Source organism: Plantactinospora sp. WMMB334, assembly GCF_049179095.1.
Classification (GTDB): domain Bacteria; phylum Actinomycetota; class Actinomycetes; order Mycobacteriales; family Micromonosporaceae; genus Plantactinospora.
This window is the reverse complement of the sequence record NZ_JBMHME010000002.1, coordinates 1,320,447-1,345,502: the sequence shown is the minus strand read 5'-3', so window position 1 is coordinate 1,345,502 and position 25,056 is coordinate 1,320,447. Positions and strand designations below refer to the sequence as shown.

21 protein-coding genes are annotated in these 25,056 nt (G+C 73.5%); 10 read left to right on the top strand and 11 right to left on the bottom strand.

The genetic code is table 11. The features are described from left to right. Positions 1–4 precede the first annotated feature (4 nt). From ACN27G_RS05815 to ACN27G_RS05800, 4 genes are all read left to right on the top strand, one after another. Positions 5–1,513, top strand: coding sequence for a rhamnulokinase (locus ACN27G_RS05815; RefSeq protein ID WP_421491734.1), 1,509 nt, complete (start codon positions 5–7; stop codon positions 1,511–1,513). 115 nt (positions 1,514–1,628) lie between these two features. After that, positions 1,629–3,890 (top strand): acyltransferase family protein, encoded by a 2,262-nt coding sequence (locus ACN27G_RS05810; RefSeq protein WP_421491733.1) that lies wholly within the window; start codon positions 1,629–1,631, stop codon positions 3,888–3,890. Positions 3,891–4,359: 469 nt separating this feature from the next. Then, complete coding sequence (locus ACN27G_RS05805; protein WP_421491732.1) at positions 4,360–4,656, top strand: DUF1540 domain-containing protein; 297 nt, start codon at positions 4,360–4,362, stop codon at positions 4,654–4,656. Positions 4,657–4,739: 83 nt separating this feature from the next. Beyond that, on the top strand, positions 4,740–5,516 hold the full coding sequence (locus tag ACN27G_RS05800; protein ID WP_421491731.1) for a DUF2470 domain-containing protein: 777 nt from the start codon (positions 4,740–4,742) through the stop codon (positions 5,514–5,516). Positions 5,517–5,545: 29 nt separating this feature from the next. On the opposite strand, the gene ACN27G_RS05795 is transcribed toward ACN27G_RS05800, so the two are convergent. From ACN27G_RS05795 to ACN27G_RS05780, 4 genes are all read right to left on the bottom strand, one after another. Continuing rightward, the gene (locus tag ACN27G_RS05795; RefSeq protein ID WP_421491730.1) at positions 5,546–6,121 is read right to left on the bottom strand and encodes a NifU family protein; all 576 of its coding nucleotides are present in this window, start codon (positions 6,119–6,121) and stop codon (positions 5,546–5,548) included. Between the two features lie 9 nt (positions 6,122–6,130). After that, on the bottom strand, positions 6,131–8,074 hold the full coding sequence (gene feoB / locus ACN27G_RS05790) for a ferrous iron transporter B (RefSeq protein ID WP_421491729.1): 1,944 nt from the start codon (positions 8,072–8,074) through the stop codon (positions 6,131–6,133). Further along, the gene (locus tag ACN27G_RS05785; protein ID WP_421491728.1) at positions 8,071–8,382 is read right to left on the bottom strand and encodes a FeoA family protein; all 312 of its coding nucleotides are present in this window, start codon (positions 8,380–8,382) and stop codon (positions 8,071–8,073) included. The genes feoB and ACN27G_RS05785 overlap by 4 nt, the downstream gene beginning before the upstream one ends. 154 nt (positions 8,383–8,536) lie before the next feature. Then, positions 8,537–9,004: a VOC family protein gene (locus ACN27G_RS05780; RefSeq protein WP_421491727.1), complete on the bottom strand. Its 468-nt coding sequence runs from the start codon at positions 9,002–9,004 to the stop codon at positions 8,537–8,539. A 100-nt stretch (positions 9,005–9,104) separates the two neighbouring features. Here ACN27G_RS05780 and ACN27G_RS05775 point away from each other — a divergent pair, with 100 nt between their 5' ends. The 4 genes from ACN27G_RS05775 to ACN27G_RS05760 all read left to right on the top strand — a co-directional run bounded on the left by ACN27G_RS05775 (position 9,105) and on the right by ACN27G_RS05760 (position 14,438). Continuing rightward, the gene (locus ACN27G_RS05775; RefSeq protein WP_421491726.1) at positions 9,105–10,082 is read left to right on the top strand and encodes a helix-turn-helix transcriptional regulator; all 978 of its coding nucleotides are present in this window, start codon (positions 9,105–9,107) and stop codon (positions 10,080–10,082) included. A gap of 165 nt (positions 10,083–10,247) precedes the next feature. Further along, entirely contained in the window at positions 10,248–11,198 is a 951-nt protein-coding gene (locus ACN27G_RS05770; RefSeq protein WP_421491725.1) for a hypothetical protein, read from the top strand. Beyond that, positions 11,195–12,871, top strand: coding sequence for a M16 family metallopeptidase (locus ACN27G_RS05765; protein WP_421491724.1), 1,677 nt, complete (start codon positions 11,195–11,197; stop codon positions 12,869–12,871). Before ACN27G_RS05770 ends, ACN27G_RS05765 begins: the two co-directional genes overlap by 4 nt. A gap of 469 nt (positions 12,872–13,340) precedes the next feature. Then, positions 13,341–14,438 (top strand): IniB N-terminal domain-containing protein, encoded by a 1,098-nt coding sequence (locus ACN27G_RS05760; protein ID WP_421491723.1) that lies wholly within the window; start codon positions 13,341–13,343, stop codon positions 14,436–14,438. 329 nt (positions 14,439–14,767) lie between these two features. On the opposite strand, the gene ACN27G_RS05755 is transcribed toward ACN27G_RS05760, so the two are convergent. Together ACN27G_RS05755 and ACN27G_RS05750 are read right to left on the bottom strand one after the other, a co-directional pair. Beyond that, a complete protein-coding gene (locus tag ACN27G_RS05755) occupies positions 14,768–16,066 on the bottom strand; it encodes an ABC transporter substrate-binding protein (RefSeq protein WP_421491722.1) in 1,299 nt (432 codons plus the stop codon). 341 nt (positions 16,067–16,407) lie between these two features. Next, on the bottom strand, positions 16,408–17,301 hold the full coding sequence (locus ACN27G_RS05750) for a hypothetical protein (RefSeq protein ID WP_421497255.1): 894 nt from the start codon (positions 17,299–17,301) through the stop codon (positions 16,408–16,410). Positions 17,302–17,572: 271 nt separating this feature from the next. Between ACN27G_RS05750 and ACN27G_RS05745 the strand changes: the two genes are divergently transcribed. Together ACN27G_RS05745 and ACN27G_RS05740 are read left to right on the top strand one after the other, a co-directional pair. Next, a complete protein-coding gene (locus tag ACN27G_RS05745; RefSeq protein ID WP_421491721.1) occupies positions 17,573–18,262 on the top strand; it encodes a class I SAM-dependent methyltransferase in 690 nt (229 codons plus the stop codon). A 9-nt stretch (positions 18,263–18,271) separates the two neighbouring features. Continuing rightward, entirely contained in the window at positions 18,272–19,435 is a 1,164-nt protein-coding gene (locus ACN27G_RS05740; RefSeq protein WP_421491720.1) for a cytochrome P450, read from the top strand. Positions 19,436–19,527: 92 nt separating this feature from the next. On the opposite strand, the gene ACN27G_RS05735 is transcribed toward ACN27G_RS05740, so the two are convergent. The 5 genes from ACN27G_RS05735 to ACN27G_RS05715 form a co-directional block, all read right to left on the bottom strand. After that, positions 19,528–20,067, bottom strand: coding sequence for a signal peptidase II (locus ACN27G_RS05735; protein ID WP_421491719.1), 540 nt, complete (start codon positions 20,065–20,067; stop codon positions 19,528–19,530). A 90-nt stretch (positions 20,068–20,157) separates the two neighbouring features. Then, positions 20,158–20,805, bottom strand: a complete 648-nt coding sequence (locus tag ACN27G_RS05730; protein WP_421491718.1) for a response regulator — start codon at positions 20,803–20,805, stop codon at positions 20,158–20,160. A gap of 115 nt (positions 20,806–20,920) precedes the next feature. Continuing rightward, positions 20,921–22,792 (bottom strand): sensor histidine kinase, encoded by a 1,872-nt coding sequence (locus ACN27G_RS05725; RefSeq protein ID WP_421497254.1) that lies wholly within the window; start codon positions 22,790–22,792, stop codon positions 20,921–20,923. A gap of 111 nt (positions 22,793–22,903) precedes the next feature. After that, complete coding sequence (gene bioD / locus ACN27G_RS05720; protein ID WP_421497253.1) at positions 22,904–23,608, bottom strand: dethiobiotin synthase; 705 nt, start codon at positions 23,606–23,608, stop codon at positions 22,904–22,906. A 151-nt stretch (positions 23,609–23,759) separates the two neighbouring features. After that, positions 23,760–24,896, bottom strand: a complete 1,137-nt coding sequence (locus ACN27G_RS05715; RefSeq protein WP_421491717.1) for an 8-amino-7-oxononanoate synthase — start codon at positions 24,894–24,896, stop codon at positions 23,760–23,762. Positions 24,897–25,056: the final 160 nt, after the last annotated feature.

Sequence of the window (25,056 nt, the reverse complement as noted above, 5' to 3'; positions counted from 1 at the left end):
TTCGATGACCGGGGCGGCCGGTCCGGACCACTCCACCGGCTCGACCGCCGTCGCGGCGGTGGATCTCGGCGCGGCCAGCGGTCGGGTGATGCTGGCCGAGGTCGGCCGGGCCGGGGTGACCCTGACCGAGGTGCACCGGTTCGACAACGGGCCGGTCCGGCTCCGCGACACGCTGCACTGGGACGTGCTCCGGCTGCACGCCGAGACCCTGGCCGGGCTGCGGGCGGCGGCGGCCCGCCGGCCCGACCTGGCCAGCGTCGGCATCGACTCGTGGGCGGTGGACTACGGGCTGCTCGACTCGACCGGGGCGCTGGTCGGCAACCCGGTGCACTACCGGGACCGGCGCACCGACGGGGTGTCGGAGCGGGTCGTCGCGGCGCTCGGCGCCGACTACCTCTACCGGACGACCGGGCTGCAACTGCTGCCGTTCAACACGCTCTTCCAGCTCACCGCCGAACTCGACACCCCGGCGCTGGACCGGGCGCGGACGATGCTGCTCATCCCGGACCTGCTCGGCTACTGGCTGACCGGGGTCGCGGGCAGCGAGGTGACGAACGCCTCGACGACCCAGCTGCTCGACGTGCGTACCCGGGAATGGTCGACCGACCTGATCACCCGCGCCGGCCTGCCGGACCGGCTCTTCGGGCCGCTGCGCCGGCCCGGCGACCCGGCCGGCGAGCTGCGCCCCGAGGTCCGGGAGGCGGTCGGCGTCGACCGGGCGGTGCCGGTGACCGCCGTCGGCTCGCACGACACCGCCTCGGCGGTCGCGGCGGTGCCGGCCGACGGCGACCGGTTCGCCTACATCTCCTGCGGCACCTGGTCGCTGGTCGGCGTCGAGCTGCCGGCGCCGGTCCTCTCCGAGCAGAGCCGGGCGGCCAACTTCACCAACGAGGCCGGGGTGGACGGCACGGTCCGGTACCTGCGCAACGTGATGGGGCTCTGGCTGCTCCAGGAGTCGCTCCGGGTCTGGCGGTCGCGGGGGGAGGCCGGCGACCTGACCGAGCTGCTCGCCGCCGCCGCCCGGCAGCCGGCGCTGGCCGCCGTGGTCGATCCGGACGACCCGGACTTCCTGCCACCCGGCGACATGCCGGCCCGGCTCGCCCGGGCCTGCGCCGAGCGGGGACAGCCGGTCCCGGAGGGCCCGGCGGCGATGACCCGGTGCATCCTGGACAGCCTCGCCCTGGCGCACCGGGTCGCGGTACGCCAGGCGCAGCGGCTCAGCGGCCGGGAGGTGGACGTGGTGCACGTGGTCGGTGGCGGCGCCCGCAACGAGCTGCTCTGCCAGCTCACCGCTGATGCCTGTGGACTGCCGGTGGTGGCCGGGCCGGTCGAGGCGACCGCGCTGGGCAACGCCCTGGTGCAGGCCCGGGCGCTCGGCGTGGTCTCCGGCGGGCTGGCCGAGCTCCGGGCGCTGCTGCGGCGTACCGGATCGACCCGGACCTACCGGCCGGCCGCCGGCGGTCAGGCCGGGTGGCGGGCGGCGGCGGAGCGGGCCGGCCTGGCCGACGGCTGACCGGGCGGGCGGGTGAGCCATCCTCGGGACCGGCAAAATCCGCCCATTGCATCATTCATCTGTTAGGAAGGGACTTACTGGACACCAGGACACGATCGCGCCCGGAGGTTGACAGATGGCGACGGAGACGCGGCCACGATCCCGAGGGAAACTCGCCGCTCCGCCCGGCCATCGGGCGGACCTCACCGGGCTCCGGGGCCTGGCGATCGGGTCACTACTGCTCGGCACCGCCGGTCCCGGCGTCGTCCCGGGCGGCTTCGTCGGCGTCGACATCTTCCTCGTACTCTCCGGTTTCCTGGTCACCGCTGCCCTGCTCGGCCAGTGGCGCCGCACCGGACAGCTCGGCCTGGCCGGGTTCCTCGCCCGCCGGGCCCGCCGTGCGCTGCCGGCCGGCACGCTGGTGCTCGCCGCGTCGCTGCTGCTCGCGCTGGTCTGCCTGCCGCGTGACCGGTGGTCCGCGACCGGCTGGGACGTGCTTGCCGGCGCCGCACACGTACTGAACTGGCGTCTCGCCGGGCAGGGTGGGCAGGCGGTCACCGCGGACGGCACGGCCGGTCTGGTGGCCCACCTCTGGGTGGTCGGGGTCGCCGCGCAGTTCGTCCTGGTCTGGGCGGTGCTGCTGACCGGCGTCGCGACCTGGGTGCTCCGCCGTGGCCGGCTGCTCGCCAGCCCGCTGCTGATCGCCGCCGGAGTGCTCGTGGTGGGCTCGTTCGCCTGGTGCGTGGCACATACCGGCGCCGACCCCGCGCGGGCCTTTCTGGCCACCACCACCCGGGTCTGGGAGCCGGCCCTCGGTGCCGCGCTCGCCGTGATCGGGGCGCGACTGGCCGGCCTCCCCCGGCGCCTCGGCCTCCCGCTCGGCTGGGCCGGCCTCGCCGCCCTGGTGACGGCCGTCCTGACCCTGCGTCCCGGGCCGGCGTATCCCGGATACCTCGCCCTGCTGCCCGTGCTCGGCACCGCCGCGATCATCGCCGGTGGCGCCGCCGGCCGGCCCGCCCACTCCAGAAACACGGCGGGCACGGCGAGGACAGCGGGCACAGCAGGCACGGCGAGGACAGCGGGCACAGCAGGCACGGCGAGCGCGGCGCACCTGGCCGGCACGGCGGGCACGGCGGGGCCGGGCCTGGTCCACCGGATGCTCGGGGCGCGGCCGCTCCGGGCGGCGGGCGCGGTCAGCTATCCGCTCTACCTGTGGCACTGGCCGTTGCTGGTCGCCGCCCGGGCACGCTTCGGCGACCTGCACACCGCGGCCGAGATCGGCGTGCTCGGCGGCGCGGTACTCCTCGCCGTCCTCACCCACCGGTACGTCGAGCGGCCGCTGCGCGGCGGCGTACTCGACGGCTGGTCACCCTGGCAGGTGCTCCGGGTCGGCACCCTGCTGCCCGCCGCAGGAGTACTCGGCGGGCTGCTGTTCCAGCTCACCGCCTGGCCACCCGACCGGCCGGCCCCGCCGCCCACCGCGCTGGCACCGGTCGCGGCCACCGCGACACCGTCGGCAACGGCGCCGGGCGCCGCCGCGCTCGGCGACTCCCCCCGGAGCAGCCGGGCCGGCGTGCCGGTCGACCGGGTCGATTCGATCACCCCGGAGCCGGCCGACGCCGACACCGACCTGCCCGACGTCTACCGGCACAGGTGTTTCTCCGCCGCCACCGGCAGCGAGGCCCGGGCCTGTGTGTACGGCGACCGGTCCGCCCCGTTCACGGTCGCGCTGGCCGGCGACACCCACGCCGCGAGCTGGGTGCCCGCGCTCCAGGCGGTCGCGGAGGCGAAAGGCTGGCGGCTGATCACGTACCTGCGGCCGAAGTGCCCCTTCCTGGACGTGCCGGTGCTGGTCGGAGACGAGGCGCAGCAGGACGCCTGCGCCGAGTGGTACCGCAACGTCCGCGCCGAGCTGACCGGAGCCGAGCGGCCCGGGCTGCTGCTGACCACCGGTTCGCTGTACCGACCGACGGCCGATGGCCGGGCTTTGAGCGGGGAGGCGGCACACCGGGCCCTGGTCGACGGCATGCGCCGGACCTGGTCGGCGCTTTCCGCCACCGTCCCGACGGTGGTGCTGCTGGACACCCCGGTCCTCGAGTCCGCCGCGGCCAGATGTGTGGCGGCGAACCCGAAGCGGCTCACCCGGTGCGCCACCGACCGCGAGGACGCGCTCGTCGCCAGCGCCCGGGCGACCCAGATCGAGGCCCTGGACGACCTGCCCAGGGTCGGGGCGGTCGACCTGACCGCCGCCGTCTGCCCCGCCCGGCGCTGCGCGCCGGTCATCGGCGGGGTGCTCGTCTACCGGGACGACCGGCACCTCACCGCCACCTACGCCCGTACCCTCGCCCCACGGCTGCGCAGCGCGCTCGACCGCGTTGTCACGCCGTCCACCTCCTGACCGTCGCCGGGCCGACCACCCTCGTGCGTGACGGCTGCGCCGCCCACCAGCACCTGACCGACGCCGAGCGGGCCTACCGGCGCAGCGCCTGCGGGACAGGAACCGGCAACCTGTCCGAACGGGCCGAGGTCCAACCATCAGCGTCCGCGCCTGCCCGTAACCACCGGTCTCACGCCGAAACAGGTGCCTTGGAAATAGGTTAGCCTACCTTTCTGCTCAGCTTTACAACCCACCGAATAGCCGATTATCGCCACTTAGCTTACCCTCGCCTAAGAATTGGTTGCGCGCTGGTTCAGATCCGGATCGGTCGGGAGGGACATGCCCCTCTAGCTGCACTTATGGTCACGTCGACAGGCCACAGGGATCGCGATTGGGATCCTGCGAAGTGCCATTTCGACCTGGCATTCTGCTACTGTTGTTGGCGCTCGGATCAAATTCGCTCCGGGCGCAAAGAGAAACGGAGGACGTCATGAGGACTCTTCTGCAGATGCCAGCGGTCCGTGAATGTGCGGCTACGGCGTGCAGCTTCAACGACGGTGGGTGCCACGCACCGGCCGTGACCGTGGCATCGGCCGGGGACGCCGCTTCCTGCGCGACCTTCGTCGAGTCATCGGTGCGCGGCGGCATCGCGGATGTCACCGGCACCGTCGGCGCGTGCGCCCGCACGGAGTGCGTGTACAACACCAACCTTGCCTGCACGGCGGAGTCCGTGCAGGTCGGTGCCGGCGCCACGGCAAGCGACTGCCTGACCTACCGGCCCGCCTGACCGGGTCCCGACCCCGCCCGACCGGCCCGTCCGGGCCCCTTCTCCGCAGGCTAAGGTAAGGCTACCCTGGTATGCATTACCGGATGCGACAGAAGGAGACCGCGATGCCGGCGGACCTCGGCCGACTGTCCGACGGGTTGCCCACCTGCGACGCGGTTGCGGTGCGTTCGATCCTGGCTTCGTCGTGTTCGTTGCGGCTGTGTACCAGCGATCTGGCCGTTGACCTCCTGGACGCGCACGCCGTCCTGCCCGACGGCACGGTGGTGCTGGCCGTTGACGCCATGACGCCGCTCGGCGGCCGGCTCGTCGCCGCGCGAGGGGCGCCGGGCGGGGTACGGCTCGAGCTGACATCGGTGGTGCCCGTCCCGGTGCGGTGCCGCGTGCGGGCACGGGCGACCATCACGGGAACGGCGCGTCCGTTCGACCCGGCGCGCCTCGACGGCTACGACGCCGGCACCAACCTGCGACTGCTCGACCTTCCTCCGGTCGCGATGTGGGCCGTCGAGCCGCTCGGTGTGCACATCCGACGGCATTCCCGCCGCGGCGATGTGGCCGTGACGACGTACCGGGCCGCCCAGCCTGACCCGGTCGCCGCCACGGAGGCATCCCATCTGCACCGGCTCGTGGCGGACGGCGCATCCGCCGACCGGCGGTTGCTGCCGGCACGGTGGCGCCTGACGACGGCGCCGGCCCGGGTCGTACCGGTCGCGATCGACGCCGACGGGCTGACGTTGCGTGCCGAAGCCCACGACGGGCACGACGATGTCCGTCTACCGTTCGCCTCCCGCGTCACCACCGAGGCCGAGTTGGCACGCGAACTGGCACTCCTGTCGACGGCTCACCTCGGCAGCCAGCGCTGACCTGGTTCTGCGCAGTCCCGCCGCGCCGGTCAGCCGGCGCGGCGACGCGGCCGGAGCAGAGCCGCCGGACGGCGCCCGTCGGCGGCCGTCGTCACGATGACCCGGCGCAGGTCCGGGTACCGCTGCCGTACGGCGGTCTCGAAACGCTGGTGGAGGGTCTGTACCGAGGCCGGACAGTGACCGCAGGCTCCCCCGAGGGCGACCGTCACGGTGTCGGCCGTGACACCGACGACGTCGACGAGGCCGCCGTGCGAACGGATGTACGCTCCGACCGTGCCCGCCAGTACCTCGTCGACGATGGTCCGTAGCAGTGGGGCGCGGTCATCGTCAGTCCGCCATTGGTCGAGTCGGGTGAGAGATTCGCGGATCGCCGTACGCACCTGAGCCCCGTGCTCGCGCCAGGACAGCCCTCGAGCGAGTTCGATGCGCAGTGCGTGCGGTTCGCACCAGGCGGTGCGGACCGTGCCGCCGGCGACGAGCTCGCCGAGTGCCGCCGGGACATGCAGGAGACGACCCACGGGCAGGCGTACCTCGGGCAGCAACCACCGCATCGTCATGGGCGAGCCGGCCACCGGCTCGGGGTGCAGGACCAGTTCAGCGATCATGGTTGGTCCCTAGATGACGGCGCTGACGACGGTGTGTGCGATGAACGACGCCACCCAGGCCAGAACGAACATGTAGCCGAACGCGACCGCCGGCCATCTCCATGTGCCCGTCTCACGCCGCAGCGCCCCGACCGTCGACATGCACTGCAGTGCGAACACGAAGAACACCAGCAGGGACAGGATCGCCGCCGGGGTGAACAGCGGCTCACCCTCGCGAGGACCGTCAGAAACGGTCATCGCCTCGAGCGCCGCTGCGGGATCCTCAGGATCCTCGGCCGCCGCGACCTGGCCCACGGTCGCGACGAAGACCTCCCGGGCGGCCAGCGAGGAGAGCACCCCGACGTTGATGCGCCAGTCGAAGCCGAGCGGTTCGAAGACCGGGTTGAGGGCACGCCCCAGGTCGGCGGCGTAGGAGTTCTCGACGACGTGGGCGCTGACCGCCGTGTCGTTGGTGGGGTCGACGCCCGCGGCGGCGAGATCGGCGTCGCCACGGATCGGCAGGTTGAGCAGCGCCCACAGCACGACGGTGGTGACCAGGATGATCGTGCCCACCTTCCGCACGAAGGCGAAGCACGCCTCCCGTACCGCGGCAGCGACCGTCTTCAGCCGGGGCAGGCGGTACGAGGGCATCTCCATGTAGAAGGGGATCACGCCCGACCCGCGACCGCCGAGCTTGGCGAACACCCAGCCGGCGGTCATCGCCGCGACCGCGCCGAGCAGGTACAGGCCGAACATCAGTGATCCCTGCGCGCCGAAGGGACCGACCCTGGACTCCGCAGGCACAAGCATCCCGACGAGCAGGACATAGACCGGCAGCCTCGCGGCACACGTCATCAACGGCGCCACCATCATGGTCGCTATCCGGTCCCGCGCCGACGGCAGCGTACGAGTGGCCATGATGCCGGGGATGGCACACGCGACCGACGACAGCAGCGCCACGAACGCGCGTCCTTCCAGCCCCACGCTGCCCATGACCCGGTCCATCAGGAAGGCGGCCCGCGACATGTAGCCCACGCCCTCGAGCAGCGCGATCAGGATGAACAGCAGCGCGATCTGCGGCAGGAAGACCAGCACGCCGCCCACACCGCCGAACAGCGCGTCGGAGACGAGGCTCGCCAGCCACGGGTTGGCGATGCGCTCACTGGCCAGGCCACCCAACCAGCCGAAGAAGGTCTCGATGTAGCCCTGAAGTGGTGCGGCGACGGTGAAGATGGTCTGGAAGAACAGGAACATGGTCGCGAAGAAGACGGCCGTGCCGATGACGGGGTGCAGGAGCACCGCGTCGATCCGCCGGGTACGCGCGTCGAGCCGGGGGGCCCGGTAGCCGGCACGGGTCAGCACCGACCGGATCCATCCGGTCGTCTCAGCCGGCTCGACCGGCGGAAGCACCGGTGGCGCAGGCCAGTCCTCGACCTCCGCGAGCGCCTCGCAGAGAGCCGCCACGCCCACCCGGTGACCGGACACGATCGGGATGACCCGGACCCCGATCGCCGCGCTCAGCGCCGCTGTGTCGACGCCGCCCCCGCGGCGTGCCAGGTCGTCGCCGAAGGTGAGGACGACGAGCGTGGGCAGCCCGGTCTGCAGCACATGTGCGAGCAGGCCGAGCGAGCGCTGGAGGGCCGTCGCGTCCAGGAGCACGACCAGCCCGTCCGGGGTCGGCGTGCCCGCGTACTCCTCATGGGTGTCGACGACCTCGGTGACGATGACCTCGTCGGGGCTGAGCGCGTCGAGGCTGTAGGTCCCCGGAAGATCCTCGATGAGAACCCGCGCGTCACCTGCCGTGGCATGACCCACGTACCGGGCGACGGTGACGCCGGGGTAGTTGCCGGTCTTGGCCCGCAGACCGGTGAGCGCGTTGAACAGCGTGGTCTTGCCGGAGTTGGGGCCGCCCACGATCGCGAACCGGCGCGTGTCCCGAGAGGTGGCGATCGAGCCACTGCCATGCCGGCTCATGACCTTTCCACCCGGATGTGCCGGGCCAGCGTGTCGCGCAGTGAGATCTCGCCTCCGGCCACCCGGTAGATCCGCGGATCCAGGGCCGGAGCGCGGCGCACCACGCACACCTCGGCGCCCGGAGCGAATCCGAGGTCGTACAGCCGCCGGCTGTGGCTGGCGGGCAGGTCGGCCCCGTACCCGGCGATACGCGCGGTCTCGCCCGTACGAAGGTCGGACAGGCTCACGAGGGGCGCCGCCGCGGCGCCCCTCGACGGCTCGGCGGAGACGACACAGCGGCCCCCGAGCCGTGCTGCGAGTGGAGTCATGGCCCCATACTTGTTGCGCTGCTCGCGCGTGGACAGGGACTTAGGTCCCCCTAACCATCCTTCCGATGGTCCGGCCCGGTCACGCCCCTTCTGGGCGCCCGGCAGGCGCGGACCCGACCGACCGCCATCGGGGGCGAGGAATTGTCGGCGACCCTCAGGTGACGCAGAACTCGTTGCCTTCCGGGTCGGCCATCGTGACCCAGGTGTACGGGCCCTGCTGACCGTCCCACAGCCTGCTGGCTCCCCGGCTGACCAATCTGGCGACCACCTCGGCGCGGTCGTCATCGCCGATACGGACGTCGAGGTGCATCCGGTTGTGCCGCCGTTCGGAGACGGACTCTTCGGTGCCTGGTGCGCCACGTCTGCCCTCCGGCACATGCTGGAACAGCACCCGTGGCGCGCGCTGCGGGCCCTCGGGATGCCGGATCGCCGCCCCCGCCCGCCAGACGAGCACGCCGCGGTGGGTCGTGGTCTCCGCCTCGGTGGCGTACCCCTCGTCGACCATGCGCCGGATGAACGCCTCGTCGGAGGGCTCGACCTCCCAGCCGAGCGTCTCGGCCCACCAGTCGGCCAGCGTGTGCGGGTCGGCACTGTCCTGGGTCACCTGGAAGTCGTACGCCACCGCCGGTCACCTCCGCTTCCTCTGCAGTCGATATCGACACCCGGCAGGCTATCCGCAATCGAGGACAGGATCGTTCCTGGTTTGCTGGCAGACTTGGGCAGTGCTCGACACGTCGGCGCGGCTGCTGCGGCTGCTGGCCATCCTGCAGACCCGGCCGGAGTGGACCGGCCCGGAACTGGCGGGGCGGCTGGGCGTCACCGTGCGTACCCTGCGTCGGGACGTCTCCCGGCTGCGCGACCTCGGCTACCCGGTCCACGCCACCCCAGGCGTCGCGGGCGGCTACCGGCTCGGTGCGGGGTCGACGCTGCCGCCGCTGCTGCTCGACGACGACGAGGCCGTGGCGGTGGTGCTGAGCCTGCGCACCGCGGCCAGCCAGAGCGTGGCCGGCATCGCGGAGACCTCGCTGCGCGCGCTGGCCACGGTGGAGCGGATCCTGCCGGCCCGGCTACGCCGCCGGGCCGCCGCGCTGCGGCTGAGCACCGTGCCGCTGGCCGGCGGTGCCCCCACCGTCGACGCCGAGGTGCTGACCGTGATCGCCGAGGCGTGCCAGAGCCTGCACCGGCTCACCTTCGACCACCGGAGCCGGGACGGCACGGTACGGCCGCGCCAGGTGGAGCCGTACCGGTTGGTGCAGACCGGGCGCCGCTGGTATCTGGTGGCCCGGGACACCGACCGGGACGACTGGCGTACGTTCCGGGTGGACCGGATCAGCGGGCCCCGTTCGACCGGCCTCCGGTTCGCGCCCCGTGACCCACCAAACCCGGCGACCTTTGTCTCGGACTCCGTCGGCGCGGCCCAGTACCGGTACCGCGCCAGCGTGCTGGTGCAGGCGCCGGCCGAGGTGGTCACCGAACGGGTGCCGCCGACGGCCGGGCTGGTGGAGGCGGTGGACGGGCGGAGCTGCCTGCTGCGCACCGGAGCCGACTCGCTCGGCTTTCTCGCGCTGCACCTCGCCCTGCTCGGCCCGGAGTTCACCGTGCTCGAGCCCGCCGCACTCGTCGACGAGATCGGCGTCCTGGCCGCGCGGCTGGACCGGGCCCGCCGCCGCTCCGCTCCCGCGCCGGAGCGTCCGGGATAGCCGCCCCTCCGGCCCTGCCGCTCGGGACAGCCACCGGCACACGGTCCCGGCGCCGGGTGGGTGCGCGGAGGTCGCGGGCACGTCGCCGGACGAGGAGATCGACAGGCCAACGACCGGCGGAAAAGGGGTCAGCCAGCCGGGCACCGCCTCGCTACGATGCCCGCCATGCAAACCGCGTCGCCCCCCGCCCTCACCGTCGATCCCGCCGCCGCCTATCCGGAGCTGGGCACGCTCCGCGCGGCACTGGGGGCCCGCGACTGGCCGACCGTACGCGACGGGCTCATGGCCGTGGAGCCCGGCTCCCGGACCACCCTGCTCCGGCTGGCCGTCGACGGCTACTCCGACCGGCACTTCCTGGAGGGCCTGGCCGAGGCCGAGCCGGACGAGCCGCTGACCGCGGCGCTCCTCGGTGACCTGCTCATCCGCCAGGCATGGGAGATCCGCACCAGCAAACGCGCCCAGTACGTCAGCCGGGCCCAGTTCGACCAGTTCCACGAGATGCTCCGGCGCGCCGAACGGCTGCTCATCGACGCGACGGCCCGCCACCCGGACAACCCGACACTGTGGACACTTCGCCTGATCACCGTACGCGGCCTGGAGCTCGGCCACTCCGAGGCCCGCCGCCGCTACGACCGGCTCGCCGCAAGCGACCCGCATCACGTGCCCGGGCAGCGCCAGCTCCTCCAGCAGCTCTGCCCGAAGTGGGGTGGATCCTTCGAGGCGGTCCACGACTTCGCCCGGGGCGCCATGCGCGCCGCCCCCGAGGGAGCGCACAACGGAGTGCTGGTCGTCGAGGCCCACCTGGAGCATATGGCCGAGCTGGACGGTGCGGAGCGGCGGCGGTACTGGACCGACGGGGGCGTCCACACCGAGCTGCGGGAGGCCGCGCAGCGTTCGGTGCTGCATCCCGCGTTCCGCCGTACGCCCGGTTGGGTGCTGGTGCAGAACACCTTCGCGATGGTGTTCTGGATGATCGACGATCACCGGACGGCGGCCCGGCTCCTCAGCGGCCTGGGGCACCTGGTCAGCGCGGAGCCGTGGGACATGCTTGGCGATCCGGTCGCCGCGTTCGAGAAGGCCCGCCGTCAGGCGTACCAGAAGGCAGGTGTGCGGTGATCCGAGAGCTCGACGTGGACGGCGTGCCGGCGTTGGTCGCGCCGACCACCGGCCCGATGCACGCCGGCCTGATGTTCCGGGTGGGGCAGGCCGACGAGACGCTGGCCCGGCGGGGCGTCACACACCTGCTGGAACACCTGGTGCTGCACCCGCTCGGGGTGGCCGACTACCACTACAACGGCACCACGGGCACCAGTGTCACGCACTTCCACATGCAGGGCTCGGCCGCCGACATCGTCACGTTCCTCGGCGGCGTCTGCGCCGCCCTGCGGCAGCCCGCCGGCACGCGGCTGGAGACGGAGAAGGCGATCCTGCGTACGGAGTGGAGCGGCCGCAGCAACCCGGCCGTCGCCGCGATGCCGCTGTGGCGGCACGGTGCCCGGGACTACGGCCTGGTCAGCTATCCCGAATGGGGCATCGAGGCGGTGCGGCTGGAGGACCTGCACGAGTGGTCTGCCCGGTACTTCACCCGGGAGAACGCCGTACTCTGGCTGGCTGGCGAGGATCTGCCGCCCGGCCTGGCCCTCGACCTCCCGGCCGGGCGCCGGCACCCGGCCCCGACCGCCTCGTCGGCCCTGCCCCGGACGCCCGCCTTCTTCCGCGGCGGCTCGCAGGCCACCGGTTTCCAGGCCGTGGTGCCCCGGCAGACCGCCGCCACCGTGCTCACCGGGGTGCTGGAGCGGAAGCTGTTCCGGGCGTTGCGGCAGGAGGGCGGCCTCTCCTACACGGCGGCGGCCGACTACGAGCCGCGCGGCGACGGGTTCGCCGTGCTCACCGCACTCGCCGACGCACTGCCCGAGAAGCAGGACGCGGTGCTCGGCGGCTTCGTCGACGTCCTGGCGGAGCTGCGGGTGGGCCGGATCGACGACGCCGAGGTCTCGGCGGTGGTGAGCAAGGCGACCGAGGCGCTCGGCACCGCCGAGGCCGACGCCGCGCGGCTGCCGGTCGCCGCGTTCAACCTCCTCACCGGATATCCGGTCGACTCCAGCGACGCCCTCGTGTGGAAGCTGAAGGCGGTGACCGTGGAGCAGGTGCACGGTGTCGCCCGTGCGGCCCTGGACTCCGCGCTGCTGATGATTCCGGCCGGGCGCACCGCCGACTGGGCCGGCTTCGTGGCCGCGCCGATCGCCTCCGACGAGGTGGTTTCCGGCACGGCCTATCGAGGGCTGGGTGACCCGACCGAACAGCTGGTGATCGGGGCGGAGGGCGTGAGCCTCGTGTCGGGCGGCGGTCCCGCGGCCACCGTCCGGTTCGACCGCTGTGCAGTGATGCTGGACTGGCCGGACGGGGGCCGGCTGCTGATCGGCGACGACGGGATCTCGGTACGCGTCGAACCGACGCTGTACCGCGGCGCCGACGACGTCCGGGTCGATTCTCGGGTGCCGGCAGGCTCCCGGGTGTCGCTGCCGGCCCGGGAGCCGGACGAGATTCCCCGGCCGGCACCGCCGGGCCGGGCCGGGGCCAGCCGGCGGTCACGGCGGCCGACCCGGCGGCATGTGCGGATCGGTGTGCTGGGTCTGATCACTCTCGGCATGGGTGCGCTGGCCCTGGTCGTGTCGATCGGGATCGTGATCGGCGAGGTGGACGCCAGCCCGCTGGGCGCGATCGGCGGCTGGATGATCGCCGGCTACCTCGGGCGCGGCCTGTGGAAGGCCTGGCACGGCAACGAATAGCGGCGGATCCGCACCGGGCGGAGCCCTTCCGCGGAGGGGCTCCGCGACGCCGGCCCGACCCCGGTGAGGGGGGCCGCGCCACTGCCCCGGCGGCCCTCGGCAGATCCCCGAGGGTCCCGGGGGGACAACCGGAAGCGGCCGGGGTCCGGGGACGACCGCCTCCGGCGCTGTGCCGGGACGGCCGGGGTGGCCTGGGCCGACACAAGGGGCCCGGCCAGGCAGTCGGGGTCCGTGCCGGAGCCGTCCGGGTGTGTGGTCGGGGTCAGGTGCCAGCCTCCGGTCGGGCGCCGGCCGCGCCCCATCCCCTATTCCCCTAACCCGAGGCGGGACGGCCGACCCGACCGGTTAGGGCGAGAACCCGGGACCGTCCCCGATGTCCGGTACGTGGACGACGCCGTACGGTCGTTGCCAGGTCTGGGGCGACATGCCCAGATCATTCCGCCCAACCCCCTTTGAGGAGATCGTTCACGTGGAATCGGCACCGACCGTGGAGACCCCCGCCCCGGCTGCTCCGGCCCCCGCTCCGGCTCCGGCCCCGGCCCCGGCCCCCGAGGCGACTCCCGATGTGGATTCGACCCCGACCCTGCACGACTTCGTGGTCAACCTGATCACGGACGTTGACCTGCGCGCCGCGTACGAGCTCGACCCGACCGGCACCCTGGCCGGCGTCGGACTCTGCGACGTGGTTCCGGGCGACGTCGCGGAGGTTATCCCGCTGGTCGTCGACTCCGTACCGCTGCAGGGCATCACCGACCTCAGCGCGGTGGAGAGCCTCGGCCTCGGCTCCCTCAGCCTCAGCCCGACCAGCGTCGTCGGCCAGGTGCAGACCGTGGCCAACCAGTTCACCGCCGGGGTCTACAGCACCAGCGCCGACGTCAACGTGGCCGGCCTCGGTGCGGTCAGCGTCGACCCCAACGGTCTGGAGGTGGGCGTCAGCTCCGGTCTGCCGGTGCTGGGCCTGGACAGCGGCCTGAAGGTGGACCTGTCCGGCGTGCACGACGTCGCCGACAGCCTCGACTCGACCGTGCTCGGTGCGGCCGGCGGCGTCGACACCGTCGATGGCGTGCTCGGCACCGCCGACTTCGCCGCCACCACGGTTACCTCCACGGTCGCCGGCACCACCAGCCTGGTCGGTGCGGGCGACCTCGGCAACGTGGTCGGCCTCGGCAACATCACCGACCTCGGCAACATCACCGACCTCGGCAACGTCGCCGACCTCGGCAACATCACCGACCTCGGCAACGTCGCCGACCTGGGCAGCATCACCGACCTGGGCAACGTCGCGGACCTGGGTGGGGTGGCGGACCTCGACGGCACCGTGGCCGGCGTGACCGGCACGGTCGGCGGGGTCACCGGCACCGTCGACGGGACGCTCGGCAGCATCGGCCTGGACGGCGTCACCGGCACCGTCAGCGGTGTGACCGACCTGGCCGACACCAGCGATCTGAGCGGCACGGTCGGCGGGGTCACCGGCACCGTCGACGGGACCCTGGGCAGCGTGACCGGCCTGGTCGGCGGCGCCGACCTGGGCGGCGCGACCAACCTGCTCACCGACGGCGTGCTCTGAGGCGCATCCCCGCACCACGGCGCACCTGTAACCACGGCGGCGCTGTCCGGGCCAGAAGGCCGGTCCGGGCAGCGCCGCTCGGCTGCTGGGCCCCCGCCACCCGCCACCCCGGCCGCGCTGCTTGCTCCGCCGCCGGCTCGGTCACCTGTACGTCAGAGGCGTTATCCGGTCCGGATAACGCCTCTGACGTACAGGTGACGGGCGGGGGGTGGTGGGGCAGCGCGCGGTTCGCGGCCCAGGGGCCGTCGGAAGGTGTGCTTGGGCCCAGTACACGCAGGTGCCCCCGTCCGATCACGACGGGGGCACCTGCGTGCGCTGGTAAGCGTCGCTCAGCCCAGTTGGTTCTTGGCCTCGTCGATCACCCGCTTGGCGCCGTCGGCGGCCGGGATCCGCCCGAAGATCACCTCGTCGTAGATCCGCTGGAACTCGGCCTTGACCGCGCCACCCCCCTTGGGCTGCGGCGGCGGGGTCGGCAGCAGCTTGTCGACGACCGACTGCTCGAACTCGTAGACCAGCTTGTCGTTCGGGGAGAGGCTCGGCGCGATCGCGTCCCGCACCTTGGCGTTCGCCGGCATGCCCCGGGAGACCGCCAGCACCTTGCCCGCCTCCACGTCGTTGACGAGGAAGTCGACGAGCATCGCCGCCTCTTTCGGGTGCTCGCTGCGCTGCGCGACGCTGTAGGCCATCGACATCGCCGCGATCATCCCCCGCTTCGGGGTGTCGCTCGGCATCGGCGCGATCGCCAGCGGCGCACCGTATGCGCTGACCATGCCGGTGAAGCTGGAGTCGTAGTTGACCTCGCCGGTCACACCCTTCTTGATCAGTGAGGAGTTCGTGATCGAGCCGTCGAGCTGGGTGGTCAGCGCCGCCGGGGCCAGGGCGCCGACCGCCCGCATCTGACCGGTCATCGTCCAGAACTCGGTCAACTCCGCCTCGGTGAAGCCGAGCTTGCCATCGTCGGTGTAGATCGCCTTGTCCCGCTGCCGCAGCCAGATGTCGAACCAGTCGATGGCGAAGCCGAAGTCGCCGAAGCCGGCCGCCTTGCCGCCGCTGTCCTGGCTCAGCTTCTGCCCGGCGGCCTGCATGTCCGCCCAGGTCCATTCCGGGGTCGGAGCGGCGACGCCGGCCTTCTCCCACAGCGCCGGGTCGTAGAAGACGCCCTGGGTGTTCTGCGCGATCGGGATGGCGTACGTCTCCTCGCCGACCTTGCCGGCCGGCAGCAGCGTCGGGGTGATGTCCCCGACCTTCAGCGTGTCGTCCTCGATGTACTCGGTGAGGTCGCGCAACGCGTTGCGGTCGGCGTACTCCCGCAGGTAGGCCCGGTCCATCTGCACCACGTCCGGCGCGTCCCCACCGGCGATCTGGGTGGAGAGCTTCTGGAAGTACGCGTCGAAGGCGCCGAACGACGTGTTCACGGTGATGTCCGGGTACTTCGCCTCGAACAGGTCGATGGCCTGCTCGGTCACCTTGGCCCGGTCCTCGTTGCCCCACCAGGTGAAGTCGAGCGTGACCGGGCCGTCCGAGGCGTCGTCACCGTCGCCACAGGCGGCCAGCGGTAGGACGAGCAGCGCCGCCACGGCGAGGGTGGCGGCCCTCGCGGCGCGGCGTACGCGTCGGATGTGCACCATGGAAGATCTCCTTCCCAGGGGCGCCCGGCGGCCGGCGGTGCCGGGACGTCGGCCAGGAAAACGCTTGCCTGAAACGGCACAGAGCTGCCTGGGCAGGCAGGAGCAAGTTCTTGGTCGACGTAGGCCAGGTCGCAGGGGCGGTAATTGACGGTGGCAGGTCGTGCGGTACTGCGATACTGCAATGAAACGATCCAACAGAACGGGACGCTAGGTGTGACGCGGGCCGCTTGTCAAGAGACGACACCCCGGCGGGACGGGCTCCACCTGCGGTAACGCGGGAAAACTGGCCGGCACCCGGCGGAACCGTTATCCGAACGGAATCTCTGTCCTCGGCGTCCGGATCACCACTCGTAGTGTGCGGCTCGCCGCCGGCGCCGTGCCGGCGCGAGTTCCGACTCGGGAAGCGGGCTCCGGAGCCGCAACCGGAGCAGCAGGCCGGCGCCGAGGAAGAGCATCAGTGCACCGGCGGCGAAGCCGAGCTCGGTCAACCCGATGCCGCCCCCATCGGCGTTGGCGGTGGCCACGCCCCCGCCTGAGCCACCGTCCCCCGGGCCGCCGGCAGCCCCGTCCGGTCCCTCCGCCAGGGCCGGAGAATCCTCGTCCACCGGCTCGGTCGGCTCCGCCTCGACCGGCTCGGTCGGGCTCGCCGTCGCCCCGCCGGAGGGGGACCCGGTCCGCTCCGGTGTGGTCGGTGCGGGCGCACGCCCCTGCGGTGCCGCCGCGTCGCGCCCGCCGACCACCTCCCGGGTGGCGCCCTGCCGGTCCAGCAGCCGGCCCTCGGCGTCGAACGCCTCGACCGTGAGCACGACCCGCCCGCCCGTTGCCGCCTCGTCGACGGCCAGCCGGTACTGGGCGGTGACCGTACGGTTCCGGCACAGCGTCCCCGGGTCCAGCTCCCGGTCCGTGAGCCGGGCACCGCCGCCCTCGCCCCGCACCTCCGTCGGGAACGTGCCGGTCCGCTCGACCCGGTCGACCCCGATCTGGTCGAGCCGCAGACCCTCGGTGCGCAGCACCAGTGACCAGCGCACCTTGCGGCATCCACCGTCCAGGCTGGTCGAGACGACCGCGGTGACGGTCTCGGCGCCCCGACCGGCGACGAACCGTCCGGGCAGTTGGGTTATCGCGGTGTCGAAGCCGGGCGCCGCCTCCGCCGGGGCGGCCGGCAGCGCCGCCCAGCCCGCCGTCGCGCACGCGAGCGTGGCCCCCAGCCGGGTCGCGAGCCGCCACACCGTCATCACCACCGTCGTCGTCCACGTCGGTCACTGCCTACCCGGTCGACGCTATGGGCCGCCGCCGGCGGACGAAAGACTGGCGTATCAGCACCATTCAGCAATGAAAGGAGTCCTTTTGACGCCGAGTACTGAACCGGTTACCCGCTCCCCGCGACACGCCCGGGCGCGGGGACCGTGGAACGGCGGAGGGTCGGACCCGTGGACGAAGCGGACTGGGCGATCCGGCCAGGGCCGGCACGCGCGGTCGTGGCCGGTACCGGCACAATCGGCGACTGTGCCCGAGAGCCCGGCGGAGTTCGTCCGCACGTACGCCCAACTGGCCCCGGTCGCGGCGGTGCCCGAGATCCGGCTGCACCAGGCGGCCGAGCCCATCGGCCTCTGGGAGCTGACCGAGGGCGAGTTCCGCAGCGAGCAGCCGCCACCGTTCTGGGCCTTCGCCTGGGCCGGCGGCCAGGCGCTGGCCCGCTACCTGCTCGACCATCCGGAGACGGTCGCCGGCCGGCGGGTGCTGGATCTCGCCGCCGGCTCCGGGCTGGTGGCGATCGCCGCCGCCCGGGCCGGCGCCGCCCGGGTCCGGGCCGTCGACGTCGACCTGGTGGCCACCGCCGCCGTCGAGGTGAACGCCGCGGCCAACGGGGTCGCCGTGACCGCCGAGGTCGGCGATGTCCTGGACGGCGACGCGGGCGGCGCAGAGGTCGTGCTGGCCGGCGACGTCTTCTACAGCCAGGCGATGGCGCACCGGATGCTCCGGTTCCTGATCCGGGCGTCCCGGGCCGGCGCCCGGGTACTGGTCGGCGATCCGGAGCGGGCGTACCTGCCCCGGGACCGGTTCGAACCGCTGGCCGGCTACGACATACCCGTCACGGTCGCCCTGGAAAGTGTTCCGGTGAAGCACAGCCGGGTCTGGGAGCTGAAGGTCACGCCCGGTGCCGGCGGCACCGCCGGGCGGGACCGCACTGGTTAGCGTGGTCGGGTGCTGTTCCGTAGTTGGCAAGGGCCGGTGGAACGGTCCTGGCCGGACGTGGTCCGGCTGCCGGACCACGTCGGCGTCGAGCACCTGCTGGTGACCAGGCACGCGCTGGTCCGCCAGGTGCTCGCCGATCCCGACACGTTCCGCCCGGACAACGCCCTGGACGCGATGACACCGATCCCGGTCGCCGCGCTGCGGGTGCTGGCCCGGCACGGCTTCCGGCTCCCGGCCACGCTGGCCAACAACGGCGGACCGAGCCACCCGGCGATCCGGGGGATCGTGGCCGAGGCGCTGCACCCGCACCGGGTCGCCGCACTCCGGCCCTGGCTGACCGCCGTCGTGCGGGAGCGGGTCGGCCGGCTCGACGCCGCGCTCGGCGCCGGCCACCCCGTCGACCTGTACGCCGACCTCGCCGCCGATCTGCCGCTGGTGGTGCTGGCCCGGCTCGTCGACCTGCCGGAGGCGCCGGCCGAGGTCGTCAAGGAGTTCACCCGGGCCGCCCTGGAACTCTTCTGGGCGCCCGTCGACGCCGACCGGCAGCGCGTACTGGCCGAGGTGGTCGGGCGGTTCCACGCCGTACTGCGGGAATTCGCCGCCACCGGGACCGGGCTGGCCGGTGAGCTGCGTGCCGCCGGCCATTCCCCGGATGTCGTGGTCGGGGCGCTCTTCTTCCTGCTGGTCGCCGGCCAGGAGACCACCTCACAGTTCCTCACCCTGCTGATGCACCGGCTCAGCGGCAGCCCCGAGGTGCTCGCCGGGCTGCACACCGGCACGCTGGAGGTCGAGGACGTGGTCGAGGAGGGTCTGCGGCTGGAGCCGCCGATCGTCACCTGGCGCCGGGTGGCCGCCCGGGACACCGAGCTGGCCGGCACCGCCGTACCGGAGGGGACCAGCCTGGTGCTCTGGCTTGCCCGCGCCGGGCGCGACCCGGCGGTGGTCACCGCGCCGGAGGCGTTCGTCCCGGGTCAGCGCGGCTCCCGCCGGCACCTGGCGTTCGGGGCCGGGGCGCACCGCTGCGTCGGTGCGCAGCTCTCCCGGCTGGAGGCGGCGGTGGTGGTCGCGGAGACGGCGCCGCTGCTGGCCGGCGTGACCGTCACGCGGGCGCCCTGGTGCCCGGACAACCTCTCGTTCCGGATGCCGGACGCGCTGGTCGTGACCCGCCGCTGACTCGTCGGTGCCGGTCGGATCAGGGCCGGTCGCGCCGGCCGGCCGGATCAGGGCCGGTCGCGTCAGGGCCGGCCGGATCAGGGCCGGTCGCGTCAGGGCCGGTCGCGCCGGCCGTCGATCTCGACGCCGCGCAGGTAGAGCAGGACGATCAGCGCACCGCCCACCACCAGGCAGATGTCGGCGACGTTCCCGACAAAGAAGCCGGCGTAGTCGATGAAGTCGACGACGTGTCCCCGGGCGAAGCCGGGCGCCCGGAAGAGCCGGTCCAGCAGATGGGTCGCGGCGCCGCCCAGGAGCAGGCCGAGCGCGACCGCCCAGGCCCGGTTACGCACCTTCCAGGCGGCCCGGGTGATCGCGGCGACGGCGACCGCGGCGACGATGGTGAAGATCCAGGTGACTCCGGTGCCGATCGAGAAGGCCGCGCCCGGGTTGTAGAGCAGCCGCAGGCTGAGCAGGTCGCCGAGGAGCGGGAAGGGCTCCCGGCCGGTGAGCGCGGAGACGGCCCAGAACTTCGTGAGCTGGTCGACCAGCACGATCACCACGGCCAGGGTGAGCACCTGGGGATACCACCGGGCGGTGCCGGGCGGCCGGACCGCCTCCGGCCTCGACGGATCCGCCTCGACCTGCTGCATGACAGGGGACCTCCAGCACCGACGGCTGCCCGGACGGACCCCAGCCTACGTCGTGCAGCCCGCCGGTCCGGAATCCGATCGCACCAGCGCTCAGGCCGTCAGGCCCGCCTCGTACGCGATGATCGCCGCCTGCACCCGGTTGCGTACGCCCAGCCGGATGAAAATGCTGCTCAGATAGCTTTTCACCGTCCCCTCGACCAGGAAGAGCCGCTGCCCGATCTCGGCGTTGGAGAGCCCGGCGCCGACCAGCGCCAGCACCTCCCGCTCCCGCTCGGTCAGCGACTCGATCCGCTCCCGGGCGGCCGGTACCCGGGCCAGCATCCCGGCGCCGAGCTCGATCACCCGGCGCGCCACCACCGGCGACAGGTACGCCGCACCCTCCGCCGCCGCCCGCACCCCGGCGATCAACTCGCGGGGGTCACCGGACTTGAGCAGGAAACCGCTCATCCCCTCGCCGAGCGCCCGGACGATGTAGTCGTCCTCGCCGAAGGTGGTCAGCATCACCACGGCGGTCTCCGGCACCAGCCGGCGGATCTCCACTCCGGCGGCGAGCCCGTCGAGCCGGGGCATCCGGATGTCCAGCAGCGCCACCCGGGGCCGGTGGGCCCGGACCAGCTCGACCGCGTCCCGCCCGTCGGCGGCCTCGGCGACCACTTCGATCTCCGGATCGGCGGCGAGGATCGCCCGGACACCGGCCCTGATCATCGCTTCGTCGTCGGCCAGCAGGACGGGGATCACACTCGCTCCTCAACTCGGGAAGTCGGCTCGCGCCGGAGGCCGGAAATCACCCCGGACGGACCGGGGACGGCGGACGCGGCGCCGGACCGGCCGGGATCAGCCGGTACGGCCCGGATCAGTCGCCGAGGCGGTTCTTGGCCACGAGTCGCCCGTCCAGGAAGCAGACCTGGTAGATCACCTGCCCGAACGGGAAGGCACCGTCGGAATAGAACTCGCAGCTGGCACCCGTCGGCACCGCTCGCCGGGCGGCCTCCTCCGGCGCCAGGACCTGCCGCTGCGGCAGCAGGTGTCCCAGCTCGGCCCGGTCCTGGCCGAGCCGGAGCTCCTCGAACCGGTCGCTGTCCAGCACGGCGCGGAAGGTCGCGAGCGGGTAGTAGGCGAGCACCAGCAGGACGCCGATCGCCACCGGAACGGTGACCGCCGCCAACAGGCTGCGTCGAACCCGCTGCCGCGCGGACCGCAGCCGGTGCGCGGTGAGCGCCCCGGCCGGCCAGGCCGCCCGGCCGGCACTCCCCGGCAGCCCGTCCTCCGGCAGCCCGCCCTCCCGCTCCACCTCCTCCACCGGGCCATCACCGACCGCCACCGGCCCGACCGGGTACGCCGCCGCAGGCGGCTCGGTGGCTCCCTTCTGCGGAAGCCGGAACGGAGCGGAGGCGGGACGACGGAGCGGGGCGGGACGACGGAGCGGGGCGGGCGCCTCGCCGTGTCCGGCCGGCGACCGGTGCCCGGCCGGCAACTCGGCGTACACCTCGAAGCCGCCGCCGCTGGGACCGGCCCGCAGCGTGCCACCGGCCAGGCGTACCCACTCGTCGAGCCCGACCAGGCCGGAGCCGGCGCTTCCGGTCCGGGGCGGCGGTCCGGCCGGTGGTCGGTCGTTGCCGACCCGTAGGGAGGTCCGGTGGGTGCCGTAATGGAGCGTCACCGTCACGGTCGCTCCCGGCGCGTGCCGGGCCGCATTGGTCAACGCCTCCCGCACCACGGAGTGGACCGCCCGCTCCACCATCGCCGGCGTGGCGCCCTCCCGGCCGGGCGCCGGAGGGTCCCCCTCGACCAGCAGGTGTACCGCCATCCCGGCGGACCGGGCCCGCTCGACGAGGTCGTCCACCCGCTCCCCCGCCGGCCGGGTCGGCGCCCGTTCGTCGTCGTCCCGCAGTACCCCGATGACCTGCCGGAGCCGCTCGGTGGCGAGCGCCACGCTGGCCCGCAGCTCACCGGCTGCCATCCGGTGCCGCCCGGCCAGGTCCGGCGCCATCTCCAGGGCGCCCGCGCGCAGCGCGATCAGGCTCAGGTCGTGGCCGAGCGAGTCGTGCATCTCCTGAGCGATCCGGGCCCGTTCCCGCATCCGGACCCGCTCGGCCGCCCCGCGCTGCTCCCGCTCCAGCAGGTCGGCCTGCTCCCAGCCCGCCAGCACCAGGGCCCGGTGCTGCCGGTGGTAACGGCCGACCAGCCACGGGAAGACGCCGCCGACCAGCAGCGTGCCGGCGAGCATGAACCAGATCTCCGCGTCGGTGCCGAGCAGGCCGAGGTTGATGGCGCTGCCACCGAGCCCGATCCCGGTGAAGACCAGGGCGGCCGGACCGGGTCGGCGCTCGCGGAGACCGACCAGGTAACTCAGCACCGGCATCGCGAACATGAAGTTGCCGTCACCGGCCGTCGGCAGCACCACCAGGACGAGGCCGAGCAGCGGTGCCCGCCGGCTCACCAGCACCGCCAGCCCGACCAGGAGCACCGAGCCGGCGAGCCGGAGCGGGTGCCAGGACGGGAGCGGCGGAGTGAGCAACGCAATCGCGATCGGTGCCGACAATACAGCCCAGAGCACCAGGTCGAGGACCCGGTCACGTGGCCGCAGCGGCGCATCGGAGCGCCGGAAGACGGCCCGGGCCGGGGACGCGAGTCGTGCCCACCGGCGGGCCGGGGACGCGAGTCGTGCCCACCCTCGGAGCGGGGACGCGGCGCATCCCGGCGCCACCTCGGCTGCCCGGGTCATCACCCGGCCAGGCTACAAGCCGCCCGGCCCGGCGGTTACCACCGAAAGTCAGTAGTCGTCCCCTGGTGGCGGCGAGGCTCCCCGGCTCCGGTGCGGTTGCCGGACACCGTACTAGCTGACCTCTTCGGCCCAGGCGCGCCAGTCGTCGAGCACGCCGTAGAGGGCCGGGGTGAGCCAGCCCGGTGCGGAGCGCCGGAACACGCCCGGCTCCATCGTGCCGGCACCGTCCGGCAGCGCACCGACCATGGTCGGGACCAGCTCCCGCAGGTTGGCCCAGTGCACCAACTCGGGCTCCGCCGGCCACGCCCCGAGCACCACGCCGGCCGGCACGGCGCGCCGGTCCAGCGCCTCCAGGGTGAGCGCGGTGTGGTTGAGCGTGCCCAGCCCGGCACGGGTGACCACCACCGCCGGGGCGCCGATCGTCACCGCCAGGTCGGCGAGGGTCCACGCCTCACCGGACGGGCGCAACCCCATCGGTACCAGCAGCCCGCCGGCTCCCTCGACCAGCACCAGGTCGTGCTTTTCGGCGTCGGCCCGGATCTCGTCGGCGACCGCGTACAGTTCCAGCGGCTCGGCACCGGCGACCCGGGCCGCGGCGAGCGGTGCCAGCGGCTCGGGGTAGCTGGTCAGGGTGCGGGCGGTCATCGGCGCGGCGAGCCGGTTCACCGTGTCGACGTCGGCTTCGACGCCGGTCGCCGTACCGGTCTGGCCGGGTTTGATGACCGCGACCCGCAGGCCGGCGGCCTGGGCCGCCGCGGTGATCGCCGCCGTGACGACCGTCTTGCCCACGTCGGTGTCGGTGCCGGTGACCAGGATCGGCCCTCGCCACGCCACGCCGCTCACCGTCGATCACCCGCCACCGCACCAGCCGTCATCGTCACGCCCGCTGCCGACCACGCGGGCACCATCACGGTCGGTGCCGACCCGCCCCTAGCGGTCTCGGTCTCAGTCGCGGTCGCGGTCTCGGTCACGGGGCACACTCCACGATCACGTCAAGGGCCCGGTCGAAGTCGGAGCGGTCGATGCCGACGTTGATGGTCAGCCGCAACCGGGACCGGTTGTCGGGGGTCGACGGCGGACGGAAGCATCCGACCGCCACACCCCGGTCCCGGCAGTCGGCCGCCCAGGCCACGGCGGTCTCCGGACCGGGCGCGGTCACCGAGACCACCCCGGCGGCCGGGCGGGAGACCTCCAGCCCGGCGGCGCCGAGCCGGCGCGCCGCCGCTGCGGCCCGGTCGGCCAGCTCGACCCGGAGACCGTCACCGGTCCGGGCCAGCCGGGCGGCAGCGAGGACCCCGGCGGCCACCGCCGGTGGCGGTGCGGTGTCGTAGATGAAGGTACGACCGGTGTCGATCAGGTGCCGGACCAGCTCGGCCGGCCCCGCCACCAGCCCGCCGGCCCCGCCGAGCGCCTTGGAGAGCGTCGCGGTCACCACCACGTCGGGCTCACCGGCCAGACCGGCACCGGCCACCGCACCCGCCCCGGCCGGCCCGAGCACCCCGAGCGCGTGCGCGTCGTCGACCAGCAGCAGCGCGCCGTGCCGGCGGGCCACCGCGTGCAGCTCGGCGAGCGGGGCGAGGTCGCCGTCGACCGAGAAGACCGACTCGGTGACCACCACCGCCGGCCGGCCCGGCACCCCGGCCAGGGCCGCCTCGACGGCGGCGACGTCCAGGTGCGGGGTGACCCGGCTCTCCGCGCCGGAGAGCTTGCAGCCGTCGATCAGCGAGGCGTGGTTGTGCGCGTCCGAGACCAGCAGGGTGCGGGGCTGCACCAGGGCCCGGACCGCGCCGAGGTTGGCGAGGTAACCGGAGGAGTAGACAAGTGCCTGCCCGGCACCGAGCCAGTCGGCGAGGCAGGACTCCAGCGCGTGATGGGCGTCGGTGGAACCGCGTACGAGCCGGGAGCCGGTGGCGCCGAGGCCGTACCCGGTCAGCGCCTCGGCCGCGGCGGCGGTGACCGCCGGATGCCGGGCCAGCCCGAGGTAGTCGTTGCCCGCGAGGTCGACGACCTCCTCGGTCGTGCTCCTCGGTCGCAGCCGCCGGCTGAGACCGGCCTTGGCGCGCAGCCGCGCGCGCCGGTCCAGGCCCTCCAGCCAGCTCGGCACCGCCACTCCCCCACACTGGTCCGCGTCCGCCCGTGGGCGCTGTCGGAAACCCGATCGGCGGGCGCCGTCCTCCTCCGCCGGTCCGGCCGGAGCCCGTCTGCGTCCGGTCCGGATCGGTGGCCTTCCGGCGCCGCTCGTGCAACCGCCTCAACCGGCGAAA